At 71.1% G+C, this 16492-nt stretch carries 13 protein-coding genes; 2 read left to right on the top strand and 11 right to left on the bottom strand.

What is annotated here, in order from left to right; genetic code table 11:
• Nucleotides 1–20: 20 nt before the first annotated feature.
• The 8 genes from EDD92_RS21630 to EDD92_RS21665 are packed head-to-tail and all read right to left on the bottom strand — an operon-like array spanning nt 21 to nt 10091.
• Nucleotides 21–641, bottom strand: a complete 621-nt coding sequence (locus EDD92_RS21630) for a TetR/AcrR family transcriptional regulator (RefSeq protein WP_123965856.1) — start codon at nt 639–641, stop codon at nt 21–23.
• Nucleotides 629–1363, bottom strand: coding sequence for an enoyl-CoA hydratase family protein (locus tag EDD92_RS21635; RefSeq protein WP_123965857.1), 735 nt, complete (start codon nt 1361–1363; stop codon nt 629–631). Before EDD92_RS21635 ends, EDD92_RS21630 begins: the two co-directional genes overlap by 13 nt.
• Nucleotides 1360–2937, bottom strand: coding sequence for a 4-coumarate--CoA ligase family protein (locus tag EDD92_RS21640; protein WP_123965858.1), 1578 nt, complete (start codon nt 2935–2937; stop codon nt 1360–1362). Before EDD92_RS21640 ends, EDD92_RS21635 begins: the two co-directional genes overlap by 4 nt.
• 26 nt (nt 2938–2963) lie before the next feature.
• Nucleotides 2964–4100, bottom strand: coding sequence for an acyl-CoA dehydrogenase family protein (locus tag EDD92_RS21645; protein WP_123965859.1), 1137 nt, complete (start codon nt 4098–4100; stop codon nt 2964–2966).
• A 57-nt stretch (nt 4101–4157) separates the two neighbouring features.
• Entirely contained in the window at nt 4158–6011 is a 1854-nt protein-coding gene (locus tag EDD92_RS21650; RefSeq protein WP_123965860.1) for a biotin carboxylase N-terminal domain-containing protein, read from the bottom strand.
• A 5-nt stretch (nt 6012–6016) separates the two neighbouring features.
• Complete coding sequence (locus tag EDD92_RS21655) at nt 6017–7615, bottom strand: acyl-CoA carboxylase subunit beta (protein WP_123965861.1); 1599 nt, start codon at nt 7613–7615, stop codon at nt 6017–6019.
• A complete protein-coding gene (locus EDD92_RS21660) occupies nt 7612–9300 on the bottom strand; it encodes an acyclic terpene utilization AtuA family protein (RefSeq protein WP_123965862.1) in 1689 nt (562 codons plus the stop codon). Before EDD92_RS21660 ends, EDD92_RS21655 begins: the two co-directional genes overlap by 4 nt.
• Complete coding sequence (locus tag EDD92_RS21665; protein ID WP_123965863.1) at nt 9297–10091, bottom strand: TIGR03084 family metal-binding protein; 795 nt, start codon at nt 10089–10091, stop codon at nt 9297–9299. The genes EDD92_RS21660 and EDD92_RS21665 overlap by 4 nt, the downstream gene beginning before the upstream one ends.
• 123 nt (nt 10092–10214) lie before the next feature.
• Between EDD92_RS21665 and EDD92_RS21670 the strand changes: the two genes are divergently transcribed.
• Both EDD92_RS21670 and EDD92_RS21675 read left to right on the top strand, forming a co-directional pair.
• Nucleotides 10215–10613, top strand: a complete 399-nt coding sequence (locus tag EDD92_RS21670) for a DUF6234 family protein (RefSeq protein WP_260326666.1) — start codon at nt 10215–10217, stop codon at nt 10611–10613.
• 72 nt (nt 10614–10685) lie between these two features.
• Nucleotides 10686–11429 carry a class I SAM-dependent methyltransferase gene (locus tag EDD92_RS21675; RefSeq protein ID WP_123965864.1) on the top strand — a complete coding sequence of 248 codons (744 nt, stop codon included), beginning with the start codon at nt 10686–10688 and terminating at the stop codon, nt 11427–11429.
• 134 nt (nt 11430–11563) lie between these two features.
• Here the strand turns inward: EDD92_RS21675 and EDD92_RS21680 are convergent, their stop codons facing one another.
• The 3 genes from EDD92_RS21680 to EDD92_RS21690 form a co-directional block, all read right to left on the bottom strand.
• On the bottom strand, nt 11564–11926 hold the full coding sequence (locus EDD92_RS21680; RefSeq protein WP_123965865.1) for a DUF6247 family protein: 363 nt from the start codon (nt 11924–11926) through the stop codon (nt 11564–11566).
• An 87-nt stretch (nt 11927–12013) separates the two neighbouring features.
• A complete protein-coding gene (locus EDD92_RS21685; protein WP_123965866.1) occupies nt 12014–12946 on the bottom strand; it encodes a DMT family transporter in 933 nt (310 codons plus the stop codon).
• A 276-nt stretch (nt 12947–13222) separates the two neighbouring features.
• Complete coding sequence (locus EDD92_RS21690; protein ID WP_123965867.1) at nt 13223–16291, bottom strand: FAD-binding and (Fe-S)-binding domain-containing protein; 3069 nt, start codon at nt 16289–16291, stop codon at nt 13223–13225.
• Nucleotides 16292–16492: the final 201 nt, after the last annotated feature.

Raw genomic sequence — 16492 nt, forward strand, 5'->3', positions numbered from 1 at the left:
CGGAGCGTGGACCCTGGGGTTCAGTCCAGTGCCTCGTCCAGCAGCGCAGCCCACTGCGCCACGACCCCTTCCCGCCGCCCCCCGTCATCCGTCAGCAGGTTGGCGAGGCCGAGGCCGCGGGCCATGTCCAGGAGTCCCTGGACGGTTTCGCGTACGCCGGGGCGGGATTCGTCGGCGGCGAGGAGGTCCACTGCTATGCGGTGGGTTTCGCGGCCGACGCGGGCTTCGAGTTCTGTGACGCGGGGGCGGAGCTGGTCCTCGTTGGAGGCGGCGACCCAGAGGTGGAGGGCGGCGCGGAAGAGGGGGCCGGTGTAGAGGTCGACGAGGGCCGACACGACTGCCCGTCGGTCGCCTGCCGCGCCCTGCGGGAACAGGGCGCGGAGGGCTGTCGAGCGTTCTTCGGCGACGTATTCGACGGCTGCGGTGAAGAGGTCCTCGCGGGTCGGGAAGTGGTGCTGGGCGGCGCCGCGGGAGACGCCGGCGCGTTCGGCGACGACGGAGACCGTGGAGCCCGCCCAGCCGTGTTCGGCGAGGCAGGCCACGGCGGCTTCCAGGAGGCGCTGCCGGGTGGCTCGGCTGCGGTCCTGTTTGGGCACGCGGTCGGCGCGTTCGACACTGTTGTCCGTGGTCACAGCACCCATGGGGGATCCCGTCGTTCCAGGAAGGCCGTCATCCCCTCGCGGGCCTGCGGGGAGGCGAACAGCCGGGCCGAGAGTGCGGTGAGGTCGGCCGCGTCCCGGTCGAATGTTTCGAGCACCTTAGCTGTGAGCAGCGCTTTCGTCTCGGCCAGGCCCTGCGGGGCGGCTCGGCGCAGTCCGTCCAGGATCGGTTCCAGTACGGCATCCACGTCGTCGCCGGTGACGGTCAGGAGGCCGATTCGGGCCGCCTCGGTCGCGTCGAGGCGTTCGCCGGTGAGGTAGTAGCGGGCGAGGGCTCGGGGGTCCGTGCGCGGGAGCAGGGGCAGGGAGATGACCGCCGGGGCCACGCCGATCCGTACCTCGGTGAATGCGAAGGTCGCCTCCCCGGATGCTGCTGCGATGTCGCAGGCCGCCAGGAGGCCGAGGCCGCCTGCGCGTACGTGGCCGGTGACGCGGGCCACGACCGGTTTGCGCAGCTCGACGATCTGCCTCAGCAACCCGACGAGTGCGTCCGGGGCCGGCGGGTCGCGGAGGTCGGCGCCCGCGCAGAACGTGTTGCCGGTGTGGGTGAGGACGATCGCGCGTACGTCGGTGTCCTTGGCGCAGTCCGTCAGTGCGGCGGCCAGTTCTCCCACGAGTGCCGCGGAGAGCGCGTTGCGGTTGGCCGGGGAGTCGAGGCTGAGGGTTCTGATGCCACGCGCGCGTGCACGTCCGATCAATGTCATGTGCGCTCCTGCAGTTCCCGCAGTTCACGGCGGAGGATCTTGCCGGAGGCGGCCCGCGGGATGCTGTCGATGAAGGTGACCCGGCGGACGCGTTTGTAGGGGGCGACGCGTTCGGCGACGTACATCATGACCTCTCCTTCGGAGAGGTCGGTGGCGGTGGGCCGGCGGACGACGTACGCGTGCGGGACTTCGTTGTTGTCGTCGTTGTAGACGCCGATGACGGCCGCGTCGGTGATGCCGGGGTGGGTGAGGAGGAGGGCTTCGAGTTCGGCGGGGGCCACCTGGAAGCCTTTGTACTTGATGAGTTCCTTGACGCGGTCGACGACGAACAGCCAGCCGTCGGCGTCGACGTGGCCCACGTCTCCGGTGTGCAGCCAGCCCTCCGGGTCGATCATCGCGGCGGTGTCGTCGGGGCGGCCGAGGTAGCCCTTCATGATCTGGGGGCCGCGGATGAGGATCTCGCCGGACTCGCCGATGCCGAGGTCCTTGTCGGGGTCGTCGAGGGAGACGATGCGCATCTCGGTGCCTGCGATGAGTTTGCCGACGGTTCCGGGGGGCGCCTCGTCCATGGCGTCGAGGGGGACGACGTGGGTGCCGGGTGACAGTTCCGTCATGCCGTAGGCCTGGCCGACGGGTGGCAGGCCGAGCCGCTGGGAGCAGGCGGCGGCGAGCCCGGCGTCCAGGGGGGCGGCGGCGCTGATGACGTGTTTCAGGGACGACAGGTCGTACTGGGCGACCAGGGGGTGTTTGGCGAGGGCCAGGACGATGGGCGGGGCCACGAACAGGCTGGTGATGCGGTGGTTCTGGATGGCTGCGAGGAAGGTTTCGAGTTCGAAGCGCGGGAGGACGACGACCGTGGCGCCCTGCCTGAGGGGTGCGTTCATGAGGGCCGTCAGGCCGTAGATGTGGAAGAAGGGCAGGACGGCGAGGATGCGTTCGCCGGGGCCGGCCGGCATGACGGGTTCGAGCTGGGCGAGGTTGGTGGCGATCTGGCGGTGCGTGAGCATGACGCCCTTGGGGATGCCGGTGGTGCCCGAGGAGTAAGGCAGTGCGGCGACGTCCGCTGCGGGGTCGATGTCGACCTCCGGCTCGGGGGCGGCGGAGGCCAGCATGTCGATCAGGGAACGGTGTCCGGGCGCGCTGTCGCAGACGAAGATCTCTTCGACGCCGCCGGCGAGTTCGGCGGCCCTGCGTGCCGTTTCCAGCAGGGGTGAGACGGTGACGATCCAGCGGGTCGCCGAGTCCCGCAGCTGCTTGGCGAACTCCTCGGCGGTGGCCAGTGGGTGCACGGTGGTGACGGAGGCTCCCGCGCGGGTGGCCGCGTAGAAGGCGGTCGGGAAGGCGACGGTGTTGGGGCTGTGCAGGGCGAGCACGTCGCCCTTGCGTACGCCGGCCTCGGCGAGCGCGGCCGCGATGCGCCGGTGGAAGCGGTCCAGTTGTTCGTACGTGAGGGTGGTGCCGTCGGTTCCGTCGATGAGGGCGGGCGCGTCCCCGTACTCGGCGGCCCGGCCGAGCACCGCTTCGTGGATGGGGAGTTCTACGGGCGGGACGTCTGCGTACTCGCTGCGGAACACGGTTCCTCCAAGGCGGCCACGACGGTCTAGTACGACTTGGGAAGGCCCAGAGTCTGGTGGGAGACGTAGTTGAGAATCATCTCCCGGCTCACCGGAGCAATACGAGCCACGCGTGCGGCTGTTATCAACGAGGCGAGTCCGAATTCGCGGGTGAGGCCGTTTCCGCCGAGGGTGTGCACGGCCTGGTCGACGGCTCTCACGCAGGCCTCCCCGGCCGCGTACTTGGCCATGTTGGCGGCCTCACCTGCGCCGACGTCGTCTCCGGCGTCGTACAGGTATGCCGCTTTCTGCATCATCAGGCGGGCGAGTTCGAGGTCGATGTGCGCCTGGGCGAGGGGGTGGGCGATGGCCTGGTGGGCGCCGATGGGGGTTTTCCAGACGGTGCGGTCGCGGGCGTATGTGATCGCCTGCGCGAGCGCGTAGCGGCCCATGCCGATCGCGAAGGCGGCGGTCATGATGCGTTCGGGGTTGAGGCCGGCGAAGAGCTGGAGGAGGCCTGCGTCCTCGTCGCCCACGAGGGCGTCAGCGGGGAGGCGTACGTCGTCCAGGGTCAGCTCGAACTGCTTCTCCGCGGCCTGGAGTTCCATGTCGATCCGGCGGCGGGTGAAGCCGGGCACGTCCCGGGGGACGATGAAGAGGCAGGGCTTGAGGGTGCCGGTGCGGGCGTCCTCGGTGCGGCCGACTATGAGGGTCGCGTCCGCCAGGTCCACGCCGGAGATGAAGACCTTGCGGCCGGTCAGTAGCCAGTCGCCGGTGTCGGGGTCGCGGCGGGCCGTGGTGGTGATGCGGTGGCTGTTGGAGCCGGCGTCCGGTTCCGTGATGCCGAAGGCCATGGTTCGGGTGCCGTCAGCGAGGCCTGGCAGCCATGTGCGCTTCTGGTCCTCGGTTCCGAAGCGCGCGATCACTGTGCCGCAGATCGCCGGGGATACGACCATCATGAGGAGGGGGCAGCCTGCGGCGCCGAGCTCCTCCAGGACGATGGAGAGTTCTGCGATGCCGCCGCCTCCGCCGCCGTATGCCTCCGGCAGGTTGACGCCGAGGTAGCCGAGCTTGGCTGCTTCTGCCCAGAGGGCTTCTCGGTCGAAGGTGCGGCCGTGGCGCTTGCCGAGGGCGGCGACCGCCGATCGGAGGGCTTTGTGTTCTTCGGATTCGATGAGGGCCATCAGGGCTCCTTCGGGGTGCGGGTTGGTTGTGGCTGGTCGCGCAGTTCCCCGCGCCCCTTAGGTCAGCTGTACAACCGCAAGCAACATGCCGACCGTCACCTGCTGTCCCGGGGTCACCGGAAGGTCCGTGAGCGTCCCCGTGACCGGCGCTGTGATCTTGTGCTGCATCTTCATCGCCTCCAGCCAGAGCAGGGGCTCTCCGACCTTCACAGCGGCTCCTACGGTCAATCCCTCGGCCACCCTCACGACCGTGCCCGGCATGGGCGCCAGGAGGGAGCCCGGTGCGTGCTGGGTGGTGGGATCGGGGAAGCGGGGCAGAGCGGTGAGGTGGGTGGTGTTCACGTAGACGTCGTCGCCGTACCGTGCCACCTCGAACTTCCGCTGTACGCCGTCCACTTCGAGTACGACGAGACTCGCGTCCGCGTGTACGACCCGCACCCCGTCGGCCGTCAGGCCCTCCCGCGTGTGGCGGTAGCGGACCTCGTGTTCCTCGCCTGCCGTCGCGTAGCGCTTGGTCTGCGGTTGGGAGGGGAGGTTGCGGAAGCCACCGAAGCGGGAGGGGCGGGATCGGGCGTCGGCCAGGGCGGCGGCCAAGGGGGCGTAGGGGTCGCCCGTCCCGCTGCTCGTCAGTTCGGGGAGGTGGTGCTCGTAGAAGGCCGTGTCCATGTCGGCCGACGTGAACTGCTTGTGGCGCAGGGAGCGGACGAGCAGGTCGCGGTTGGTGGTCGGGCCGTGGATCGTGGTGCGCTCCAGGGCTCCGGCCAGTCTGCGGACGGCCTCCGCGCGCGTGGGGGCGTGCGCGACGGCCTTCGCGAGCATCGGGTCGTAGTGGACGCCGATGTCGTCTCCGTCGCCGTAACCCGTGTCCAGGCGGATGCCTTCGGGGGCGGTCAGGCGGTGCAGCGTGCCGGTCTGCGGGGTCCAGTCGTGCGCCGGGTCCTCGGCGTAGAGGCGGGCCTCGATCGCATGGCCACGCGCGCGTGGAGGGTCGTTTTCCAGGCGGTGGCCTTCGGCTACCCGGATCTGCAGGGCCACGAGGTCGATGCCGAAGACCACTTCCGTGACGGGGTGTTCGACCTGGAGGCGGGTGTTCATCTCCAGGAAGTGCGCGCGGCCGTCGGCGACCAGGAACTCGACGGTGCCGGCGCCCTCGTAGGCGACGGCGCACACGGCCTGCACGGACAGCGCGTACAGGTCCTCCGTGAGACTCTGCGAGAGGCCGGGCGCCGGTGCCTCCTCGATGACCTTCTGGTGGCGGCGCTGGAGGGAGCAGTCGCGGGTGCCCAGGGTCCAGATCGTGCCGTGTGTGTCCGCGAGGACCTGGACCTCGACGTGGCGGCCGTGCTCCAGGTAGGGCTCGACGAAGACCTCGCCGTCGCCGAAGGCGCTCGCGGCCTCGGCCCGTGCGCCCTCCAGGGCGGCGTCGAGATCCTCCAGGCGGCGCACGATGCGCATGCCGCGTCCTCCGCCGCCCGCGGCCGCCTTCACCAGGACGGGCAGGTCGGCCTCGGTGATCCGCCCTCGTTCCAGGGACGCGATCCCCATGAGCTCCTTGGCGCGTGTCTTGGACGCCATCGCCTCGATGGCCTCGGGGGGCGGTCCGATCCAGGTCAGGCCGGCGTCGATGACGGCGCGTGCGAAGTCGGCGTTCTCGGAGAGGAAGCCGTAGCCGGGGTGTACGGCGTCCGCGCCGGCTGCGACGGCCGCCTTCACGATCAGGTCGCCGCGCAGGTACGTCTCCGCGGGCGCCGCGCCGGGCAGCCGTACCGCCGTGTCGGCCACGCGCGCGTGGAGCGCGTTTTGGTCGGCGTCGGAGTGCACCGCGACCGTCCGGATTCCCAACTCACGGCAGGTGCGGAAGATACGGCAGGCGATCTCGCCGCGGTTCGCCACCAGGACAGAAGTAATCATGAGCCTCACATCCGGAAGACGCCGAAGCCGCCGCGCGCACCCTCGTACGGCGCCGTGTGGATGGCCGACAGGCACAGGCCCAGGACCGTGCGGGTGTCGCGCGGGTCGATGACACCGTCGTCGTAGAGCCGCCCGGACAGGAACATCGGCAGCGACTCGGACTCGATCTGCTGCTCCACCATGGCCCGCAGGGCGGCGTCCCCGTCCTCGTCGTACGGCTGCCCCTTGGCGGCCGCCGACTGCCGGGCGACGATGGAGAGGACGCCGGCGAGCTGCTGCGGGCCCATGACGGCCGACTTGGCGCTGGGCCAGGCGAAGAAGAAGCGGGGGTCGTAGGCGCGGCCGCACATGCCGTAGTGACCGGCGCCGTACGAGGCGCCCATCAGCACCGACAGATGAGGCACCTTCGAGTTGGAGACAGCGTTGATCATCATCGCGCCGTGCTTGATGATGCCGCCCTGCTCGTACTCCTTGCCGACCATGTAGCCGGTGGTGTTGTGCAGGAAGAGGAGCGGGATGTCGCGCTGGTTGGCCAGCTGGATGAACTGGGCCGCCTTCTGCGACTCCTCGCTGAAGAGGACGCCCTGGGCGTTCGCGAGGACGCCCAGCGGATAGCCGTGCAGGGTGGCCCAGCCGGTCGTCAGGCTGGTCCCGTACTGCGGCTTGAACTCGTCGAAGTCGGAGGCGTCGACGATCCGGGCGATGACCTCGCGCGGGTCGAAGGGGGTCTTCAGGTCCTCCGGGACGATGCCCAGCAGCTCGTCGGCGGAGTACTTGGGGGGTTCGGCCGGTCCTGGATCGCCGTGGGCCTTGCGGTGGTTGAGGCGGGCGACCACCCGCCGGGCCTGGCGCAGTGCGTCCGGTTCGTCGACGGCGAAGTAGTCGGCGAGACCGGACACGCGCGCGTGCATCTCGGCACCGCCCAGCGACTCGTCGTCGCTCTCCTCGCCGGTCGCCATCTTGACCAGGGGCGGACCGCCGAGGAAGACCTTCGCGCGTTCCTTGACCATGATCACGTGGTCGGACATGCCGGGGATGTACGCGCCCCCGGCGGTCGAGTTCCCGAACACGACGGCGACGGTGGGGATCCCGGCCGCCGACAGCCTCGTCAGGTCCCGGAAGATGGCGCCCCCGGGGATGAAGATCTCCTTCTGGGAGGGCAGATCGGCACCGCCCGACTCCACCAGGCTGATGCAGGGGAGGCGGTTGGCAAGCGCGATGTCGTTGGCCCGCAGGGCCTTCTTCAGCGACCAGGGGTTGCTGGCGCCGCCCCGCACGGTCGGATCATTGGCGGTGATCAGGCATTCGACCCCCTCCACCACACCGATGCCGGTGACGAGCGAGGCACCCACCGCGTACTCGCTTCCCCAGGCCGCGAGCGGTGACAGTTCCAGGAAGGGCGTGTCCGGGTCGAGGAGCAGTTCGATGCGCTCGCGGGCGAGCAGCTTGCCGCGCTTGCGGTGCCGTGCGACGTACTTCTCGCCGCCGCCCGCGAGGGCCTTGGCGTGCTCGGCGTCGAGGTCGGCGAGCTTGGCGAGCATGGCTTCTCGGTTGGCCCGGTACTCCGGCCCGGTGGTGTCCAGGGTGGTCGGCAGAACGGTCACAGCAGGGCCTCCGGGATGTCCAGGTGGCGGGAGCGCAGCCATTCGCCGAGGGCCTTGGCCTGCGGGTCGAAACGGTGCTGGGCGGCGACGCCCGCGCCGAGGATGCCCTCGACGACGAAGTTGAGGGCGCGGAGGTTCGGCAGGACGTGGCGGGTGACGGGCAGGTCGCGGCTCTCCGGGAGCAGTTCGCGGAAGCGGTCCGCCGTCAGCTCGTGGGCGAGCCACCGCCAGGCCTCGTCCGTACGGACCCAGACGCCTACGTTGGCGTCTCCGCCCTTGTCCCCGCTGCGGGCGCCGGCGACCAGACCGAGCGGGGCGCGCCGGGTGGCCCCGCCCGGGAGCGGTTCGGGCAGCTCAGGGCTCGGGAGGTTTTCGAGTACGAGGGTGTCGTGGGCCGGGGCCACAGGAACCCGGCGCCCGTCGTGGAGGACCGCCACATGGTCGACGGCACCATGGGGGACGTACACATCCTCGAAGACCCCATAAGGCGCGCCCTTTCCGGGTGGCGCCAGCACATGGAAGCCGGGGTAGCTGGCCAGTGCCAGTTCTACGGCGGCTCCGCTCAGGGCGCGACCGACCATCGCCTCGTCCCGGTCCCGTACGACGAGCCGGAGCAGCGCGCTCGCCGTCTCCTCCGTCGGCGCATCGGGGCGGTCGGTGCGGACGAGATCCCAACGGGCCTCGCCCGGCCGGGACTTGGCCTCCGCGAAAGCGGCCTCCATCTGTTCCCGCACAAGGGCCGCCTTGGCTTCGATGTCGAGGCCGGTGAGGACGAAGGCGACCTCGTTGCGGAAGCCGCCGAGGCGGTTGAGGCCGACCTTGAGGGTGGGGGGCGGGGCCTCGCCGCGCACGCCCTCGATGCGGACGCGGTCGGGGCCGTCCTGGGTGAGGCGGATCGTGTCCAGTCGGGCCGTCACGTCCGGTCCCGCGTACCGGGCGCCGGCCGTCTCGTACAACAGCTGCGCGGTGACCGTGCCGACGTCGACGAAACCGCCGGTGCCGGGATGTTTGGTGATGACGCAGGTGCCGTCCTCGTGGAGTTCGGCGAGGGGGAATCCGGGGTGCCGGAGGTCACCCGCACGCTCGTTGAAGAAGGCGTAGTTGCCCCCGGTCGCCTGCGTGCCGCACTCCAGTACATGCCCGGCGACGACGGCTCCCGCGAGCCGGTCGTACTCCCTGGGCCCCCACCCGAAGTGCGCGGCGGCGGGCCCGGTGACCAGCGCCGCGTCCGTCACGCGCCCGGTGACGACCACGTCCGTGCCCTCCCGGAGGCAGTCCGCGATGCCGAAGCCGCCGAGGTAGGCGTGGGCGGCGAGGCTGTCCGGGTAGCTGACCTTGAGATCGTCGCCCTCGACGTGGGCGACGCGGACAGGAATGCCGAGCCGGTCGGCCAACTGCCGTACGGCGTCGGCGAGTCCGGCGGGGTTGAGACCACCGGCATTCGTGACGATCTTGACTGAGCGCTCGTGCGCGAGGCCGAGGCACTCCTCCAGCTGACGGAGGAAGGTGCGGGCGTATCCGGATGCCGGGTCCTTCAGACGGTCGCGGCCCAGGATCAGCATGGTCAGCTCGGCGAGGTAGTCGCCGGTGAGGACGTCGAGTTCGCCGCCGGTGAGCATCTCGCGCATGGCCTCGAAACGGTCGCCGTAGAAGCCGGAGGCGTTGCCGATGCGGAGGGTCGTCATGCGGTGCCGCCCTTCGGCGGGCGTCCGTCACCCGGTGGGCCCGCGAAGGCCTGGGCGATGTCCAGCCAGCGATCGGCCTCGGTGCCCTCCGCGCGCAGGGCGAGGTCGGTGCGGTGGGCCCGCTGGGTGACCAGGAGGCAGAAGTCGAGGGCGGGGCCGGTGACGCGGTCCGTGGCGTCTTCGGGGCCGTAGACCCACAACTCGCCGGAAGGCGCCGTCAGTTCGACACGGAACTCCTCGAACGGCGGAGTCAGTCCGTGCACGCCGAAGGCGAAGTCACGGGTGCGGACGCCGAGGCGGACGATGTGCCGGAGCCGGTCGGTGGGGGTGCGTGCCACGTCCAGCGCGTCCGCCACGTCCCCGGCGTGCGCCCAGGTCTCCATGAGGCGGGCGGTGGCCATGGAGGCGACGGACATCGGAGGGCCGTACCAGGGGAAACGCGCCCCCTTCGGCGCCGCCCGCAGGGCGTCCGCCAGGGCCTTGCGCCCCGCCCTCCAGTCCGCGAGCAACTGCTCGTGCGGCTTCCCCGCCCCCTCCTCCGCACCGTTGTCCACGAAGTCCCCGGGCGCGGCCAGCGCCTTCTCGACCTCGCGGGCGAAGGCGCCCTGGTCGGTCACGGCCAGCACGGAGGAATGGTCGGTCCAGGCGAGATGCGCGATCTGGTGGGCGACGGTCCAGCCGGGTGCCGGGGTCGCGAGCGCCCACTGCTCCGGGCTCAACTCGGCCACGAGCAGGTCGAGTTCCTCGCTCTCCGCGCAGAGATCGTCGATCACGGGCGTCGGGTCAGCCATGGGGCGAGCATGGCAGGGGGTTCAGAAACAAGCAAGCGTGCTTGCATGAATTCCGTCGAGAGCCCTCGCGGGCTGAGTACGGGTGCTCATGCGCGTCACCGCCCGGCGCGACACGCTGCACCCATGACCGACACCCTCGTACGCCCGGGCCGCCGGCGTCCCTGGTCGCGCAGAACGCGGCTGGGCGTGGACCTCGCCCTCGCGATCCCCCTGTTCCTGCTGGAGACCGGGTGGCTCGTGCTGGACTGGATCTACGGCTACGGCCTGGAGGTATGGGCGGCGCAGGGCGACCAGGCGCAGGTCGACGCGGCCGGTCTCGCGCACATGGAGCGGTTACGGGAGCTGCTGATCGCCGTACTCGTCCTTGCGGTGGTCGCAGGAGTCTTCCGTGCCCGCTGGACCGTGGTCGCGCACCTGTTGGTGGCCCTCCTGGCCGGCGGAGCGCTGACGGCCGCGAAGCAGGAGTGGACCCACGACCACTCGCCACCGCCCGGCTGTGTCCGCTACAGCGCGAGCTGCTGAACGTGAATTGCTGAACGCGAACCCGCTGAAATTGAGGCGCGCCGCCCGCCGCCCCCGCAGTACGGTCCTCCGGTGATCGATGAGGACGGTTACTTCGGGGAGTCCGTCGCGGCGGGGTACGACGAGTCGACGGCGGAGATGTTCGCGGCGGACACGCTGGATCCGGTGGTCGAGCTGCTGGCGGAGCTTGCCGGGAGCGGGAACGGGCGCGCGCTCGAACTCGGCATCGGGACGGGACGGGTGGCTCTGCCGCTCGCGCGGCGCGGCGTGGAGGTGCACGGCATCGACATGTCCCGGGCGATGGTCGAGCGGCTGCGGGCCAAGCCAGGGGGTGACGCGATCGGCGTGACGATCGGCGACTTCGCGACGGCCAAGGCGGAGGGCCGGTTCTCGCTGGCGTACCTCGTCTTCAACACGATCAATAACCTGACCTCGCAGGACGCCCAGGTCGACTGCTTCCGCAATGTGGCCGAGCATCTGGAACCCGGCGGCCGCTTCGTCGTCGAGGTGGGCGTCCCCGATCTGCGCCGGCTGCCGCCCGGGCAGAACGCCGTACCGTTCCGGGTGGAAGACGGACGGCTCGGGTTCGATCTGTACGACGTCGCCACCCAGTCGATGAGCTCGCATCATGTGCGGGTCGACGGCGAGGGACATGGTTCGTATCTCGCCGTCCCTTTCCGCTACGTCTGGCCCTCGGAGCTCGACCTCATGGCCCGGCTGGCCGGGATGCGGCTGCGCGACCGGTGGGACGGCTGGACCCGCGAACCCTTCACCAGCGACAGCCGGCAGCACGTGTCGGTCTGGGAGAAACCCTGACGGCTACTGGAGCATGCCGTCGATGAGATCGCACGGTACGACCGTCCCTCCCGACGTCGCGATCCCGGCCGACGAGCCGTTCAACGCCCCGGCCGCCCCGGTTTCCTCGTCCGGGACGTACTCCCAGCACCAGCTCACTCCGCGCGCACCGCTTCGGCCGCGGCGCGGTAGATGCCGCTGGCGATGGTCAGGTGTTCGCGGGCCTCAGTCGGCTCTGAGGCGATGTGGCCGAGATACTCGGCGCGGTGGTACGCCTTCGCCGCCCCCGGATGGCGTTCGATCTCGATCAGGGCCGCCCAATGGGCAAGGTAAGCGTGAACGGGCCCCAACGAGCCATGCGCGACGGCTTCCGCAAGAGCCTGGTCCTTGGCCTGGTCGTATGCGGCCACCAGCTGAGGAGCAACGACAGCACAGGCAGCGCGCAACGCTGCCGGGGTGCGCTCGGGCCGCGGGATCAGCGGCGCGTCTCCCGACGCCTCGGTGTGCTGCAGACTCATGCGCCGCTCCCTTCTCGACCTCCGTGTTGGTATCCAGGCACGAGCCCGACTCCAATGCCGCCGCACCCCACCACGACCCACCAACCGTCAGAAATCCACCTCTGGCGTCTTCACCTTCCCCCGCCCCACCTGCGTCCGCACCGCCCCCATGCTCGCCCCGATGACCAGGGCGATCGCGGCGGCCTGCCAGGCGGAGAGGGACTGGCCCAGGATGAGGAAGCCGGCGGCCGCGGCGAGGGCCGGCTCCAGGCTCATCAGGATGGCGAAGGTGGGCGCGGGCAGGCGGCGCAGGGCCAGGATTTCCAAGGTGTACGGGAGCACCGAGGACATGACGGCCACCGCCGAGCCCAGCGCGATCGTCGTCGGGTCGGCGAGCTTCGCCCCCGACTCCGCGATCCCCAGCGGCAGCATCAGCAGTGCCCCCACCGCCATGGCCAGCGCCAGCCCGTCCGCCTGCGGGAACCGCCGGCCCGTACGCGCACTGAACACGATGTACGCCGCCCACATGGCGCCCGCGCCGAGCGCGAAGGCGACGCCGAGCGGGTCGAGGCCGTCGAAGCCTCCGCCGCCGAGCAGGAAGACGCCGGTGAGGGCGAGTCCGGCCCAGACGGCGTTGACCGCGCGGCGCGAGGCCAGGACCGACAGGGCGAGCGGGCCGAGGACCTCCAGGGTGACCGCCGGGCCGAGCGGGATGCGGGCGACCGCCTGGTAGAAGAGGCCGTTCATCGCGCCCAGGGTGATGCCGAAGACGATCACCGTGCCCCAGTCGGTGCGCGAGTGGCCGCGCAGTTTGGGGCGACAGACCAGTAGCAGGACGACGGCCGCGGCGAGGAGGCGGAGGGTGACCACGCCGAGCGCGCCCGCCCGCGGCATCAGGTTCACCGCCAGCGCGGCGCCGAACTGCACCGACACACCGCCGGCCAGGACCAGGCCGACCGGGCCGAGGGAGCCCGGGCGGTGCGGGGCCGTCGCGGTGTGCACCGTTGAGGGTGCGGTGGTGCTGGGGCTGGGGCTGGTCACGGGCGGTCCAGGTGCTCGGCTCGGGGTTCACGATTTGTTCATCGCGATGCACTGCCAGGTCCAGGGTAGTGGACTCGGTCAGGTGTGTGAACACATTTTGCAGCTGTCCTGAATGGTGGACATCGCGGCCTCAGATGCCAGGCCAGGGCTCCTCGTCACGGAAGAGGGGGCGACCGTCGGGGAGGGCGGTGGGGACCGGCGCAGGTACGTACTGGTCGTAGGCGCACGACGGCGCCTGCCACGCCTGAACCCTGTGAAACAGCCCAGAATTCGCACTCATGGGCGGCGCTCCTCCAGCCCCGCCTGTGGCCCCTCCTGCGGCCCCTCCTGCAGCCCCTGTGCCAGCACCTGGGCCAGATGCCTCCCCCGCACCCCCGCCAGCTGCTCCAACTGCGTCCGGCAGGAGAAGCCGTCCGCCAGTACGACCGTCCCCTCCGCCGCGCCCCGCACCGCCGGCAGCAGCTGCTCCCCCGCGCAGGCCACCGACACCTCGTAATGACCCTTCTCAAAGCCGAAGTTGCCCGCGAGACCGCAGCACCCGCCCTCCAACTCACCCGTGAGCCCAGCCGCTTCGCGCAGACGGCGGTCCGCACCGTCACCGAGGACCGCATGCTGGTGGCAGTGGGTCTGGCCGGTGACCGGGCGGTCGAGGGCGGGCGGCACCCAGTCGGGGGCGTACCGCTCCAGCGCCTCCGCGAAGGTCACGACCGAGGCGGCGAGGCGGGCGGCGCGCGGGTCGTCGTGCAGCAGCTCCGGCAGATCCGTGCGCAGGGCCGCGGCGCAGCTCGGCTCCAGGACGACGAAGGCCGGGAAGTGCTCACCCAGCCGGGGGTCCAGGAACGGGTCCAGCAGGTCGAGGGTGCGGCGCAACACCTGGCGGGCACGGTCGAGCTGGCCGGTCGAGATGTATGTCAGCCCGCAGCAGACGCGGCCACGACGGCTCGTCAGGGGGTTTGCGCTGTACCCCCACTCCTGATACTCGGAGGGCCCTTCCTTCTTCCACGTCCTCTGCGGCGTCTGCACCACCGACATCCCGGCCGCCTCCAGCACCCGCAGGGCCGCCTTGCCGACATCGGGGGCGAGGTACTCGGTGAAGGTGTCGGGCCAGAGGGTGACAAAGGGCGCGAAGTCCTGAGCGTCGGTGTCTTCCTCCTCGTCTTCGTCCTCACCCTCGGACGGGGTTCCCACGGCCTCGTCCTCGTCCTCCTCGTCCGCAACGCGGAACCACGGACGACGGCCCAGCCGCCCCTGTTCCTTCAACTCGGCCGGCATCCGCCGGGCCTGTTCCATCGTCCTCCTGCGCCACCAGCGGCTGAACGTCTCCGGCGCCAGCCGCGGAAGCTCCCGCTCGGGTGCGATCCCGCCCAGCCGCTTGGCGAGGGCCGCCAACGGGCCCACCGAAGCAAGGAAGTTGACCAGCCGGGCGGTGCGTGTGCGGTCCACCAGCCGCAGCCACTCCGGCAGCCGGCCCATGCTGTGGTGCGCGGCCGGGCGGCGCCGCCCCGCGTAGTGGTGGTGCAGGAACTCCGCCTTGTACGTGGCCATGTCGACCTCGACCGGGCAGTCGGAGCGGCACCCCTTGCAGGACAGGCACAGGTCGAGCGCGTCCCGGACCTCCGTGGACCGCCAGCCGTCGGTGACCAGTTCACCGGCCAGCATCTCGTGCAGCAGCCGGGCACGCCCGCGCGTCGAGTGCTCCTCCTCGCCGGTCGCCCTGAAGGACGGGCACATCACGGACGCGCCGGACACGGAGGTCGTACGGCACTTGGCGACGCCCACGCAGCGCCGCACCGCCGCCGAGAAGTCGCCGCCGTCCGACGGGTACCCGAAGGCCACGTCGACCGGCTGCCGGGGCAGGACCGAGAAGCGGAGGTTCGCGTCGAGCGGGGCCGGACGGACCAGCATGCCGGGATTGAGGAGGTCGTCCGGGTCCCAGAAGCCCTTCACCCGCTCGAAGAGGGCGACCATGTCCTCGCCGTACATCTTCGGAAGCAGTTCCGCCCGCGCCTGCCCGTCCCCGTGCTCCCCGGACAGTGATCCGCCGTGCGCCACGACCACGTCCGCGAGCTCCTCCGAGAAGCGCCGGAAACGGCCGACGCCGGCCTCGCTCAGCAGGTCGAAGTCGATACGGACGTGGATGCAGCCGTCCCCGAAGTGCCCGTACGGGGTGCCGCGCAGCCCGTGGGAGGTCAGCAGCTGCCTGAAGTCGCGCAGATAGGCACCGAGCCGCGCGGGCGGCACCGCGCAGTCCTCCCAGCCCGGCCAGGCCTCGCTCCCGTCCGGCATCCGGGTCGCCGTACCACTGGCGTCCTCCCGGATCCGCCACAGCGCCCGCTGCCCGCCCGGATCGGTGACGACGAGCGAGTCGACGACATCGGCGGCCCGCACGACCGCCTCGGCACGCGCGCGTGCCTCCGCCTCGGTCTCCCCTCCCATCTCCACGAACAGCCAGGCCCCGCCCCGCGGCAGCCCGGCCGTGGGCGGCACCAGATCGGCCGCCATCCCCTCCACCGTCAGCGGTCCGTACGGCAGCAGCCCGGCCGCGGCCTCGGCGGCACCGTTCTCGTCGGCGTACGCCAGCACGGCCAGCGCACGCGCGCGTGGCGCCTCGACGAGCCGTACGACGGCCTCCGTCAGCACCCCCAGCGTGCCCTCGCTCCCGCAGAAGGAACGAGCGACATCGGCCCCCTTCTCCGGCAGCAACGCGTCCACCGCATACCCGGAGATACGGCGGGGCAGCTCAGGAAACCCGGTCCGCAGCCGCGCCAACTCCCCCTCGACCAGCCCCCGCAACCCGTCCGGCGCGCCGGCCCACCCCTGCCCCAGCCGCAACCGCTCCCCGCGCGCGGTGACCACGTCCAGCTCCCGCACGCTGTCCGCGGTGGTCCCCCACGCCACCGAGTGCGAACCGCACGAGTTGTTGCCGATCATCCCGCCGAGCGTGCAGCGGCTGTGCGTGGAGGGATCGGGACCGAAACGCAGCCCGTGCGGGGCGGCGGCCTCCTGAAGCCGGTCCAGGACCAGCCCCGGCTGGACGACGGCGGTACGGGTCCCGGGGTCCAGGGACACGATCCGGTTCATGTGGCGGGTGAAGTCCAGGACGATGCCGGTGCCGGTGGCCTGCCCGGCGATGGAGGTGCCGCCGCCGCGCGGCACGACGGGCACGCCGTGCGCTCGGCAGACCTCCAGTACGGCGGCCACGTCGTCGACGTCTCGCGGGGCCACCACTCCCAGGGGGACACGCCGGTAGTTGGACGCGTCCATCGTGACCAGCGCCCGGGCGGCAACGTCAAACCGCACCTCACCCCGGACGACCTCGCGCAAACGTGCCTCGAGATCTGCCATGCCTCCAGCCAATCAGCCCAGGGTGGGTATACCCAGCCCGTCGTGGGGGTCCCCCGCTCGAGCGAAGCCGAGAGTGGGGGAGTTTGAGGACGAGGCCGTTCAGGCCGAAGGGGGGTCTGGGGGCGCAGCCCCCAGGTCCGACGGTCACGACACCGCCGTCTCACCGGACGGACGACGTTTCACCCACGTTTCCGCCACCGG

Origin of the sequence: Streptomyces sp. TLI_185 (genome assembly GCF_003814765.1) — a bacterium.
Lineage (GTDB): Bacteria > Actinomycetota > Actinomycetes > Streptomycetales > Streptomycetaceae > Streptomyces.

Bases quoted from the DNA above. Each gene is read 5' to 3' on its own strand.
- EDD92_RS21630 (WP_123965856.1), bottom strand. From the start codon at position 641: ATGGGTGCTGTGACCACGGACAACAGTGTCGAACGCGCCGACCGCGTG.
- EDD92_RS21635 (WP_123965857.1), bottom strand. From the start codon at position 1,363: ATGACATTGATCGGACGTGCACGCGCGCGTGGCATCAGAACCCTCAGC.
- EDD92_RS21645 (WP_123965859.1), bottom strand. From the start codon at position 4,100: ATGGCCCTCATCGAATCCGAAGAACACAAAGCCCTCCGATCGGCGGTC.
- EDD92_RS21650 (WP_123965860.1), bottom strand. From the start codon at position 6,011: ATGATTACTTCTGTCCTGGTGGCGAACCGCGGCGAGATCGCCTGCCGT.
- EDD92_RS21660 (WP_123965862.1), bottom strand. From the start codon at position 9,300: ATGACGACCCTCCGCATCGGCAACGCCTCCGGCTTCTACGGCGACCGT.
- EDD92_RS21665 (WP_123965863.1), bottom strand. From the start codon at position 10,091: ATGGCTGACCCGACGCCCGTGATCGACGATCTCTGCGCGGAGAGCGAG.
- EDD92_RS21670 (WP_260326666.1), top strand. From the start codon at position 10,215: ATGACCGACACCCTCGTACGCCCGGGCCGCCGGCGTCCCTGGTCGCGC.
- EDD92_RS21680 (WP_123965865.1), bottom strand. From the start codon at position 11,926: ATGAGTCTGCAGCACACCGAGGCGTCGGGAGACGCGCCGCTGATCCCG.
- EDD92_RS21690 (WP_123965867.1), bottom strand. From the start codon at position 16,291: ATGGCAGATCTCGAGGCACGTTTGCGCGAGGTCGTCCGGGGTGAGGTG.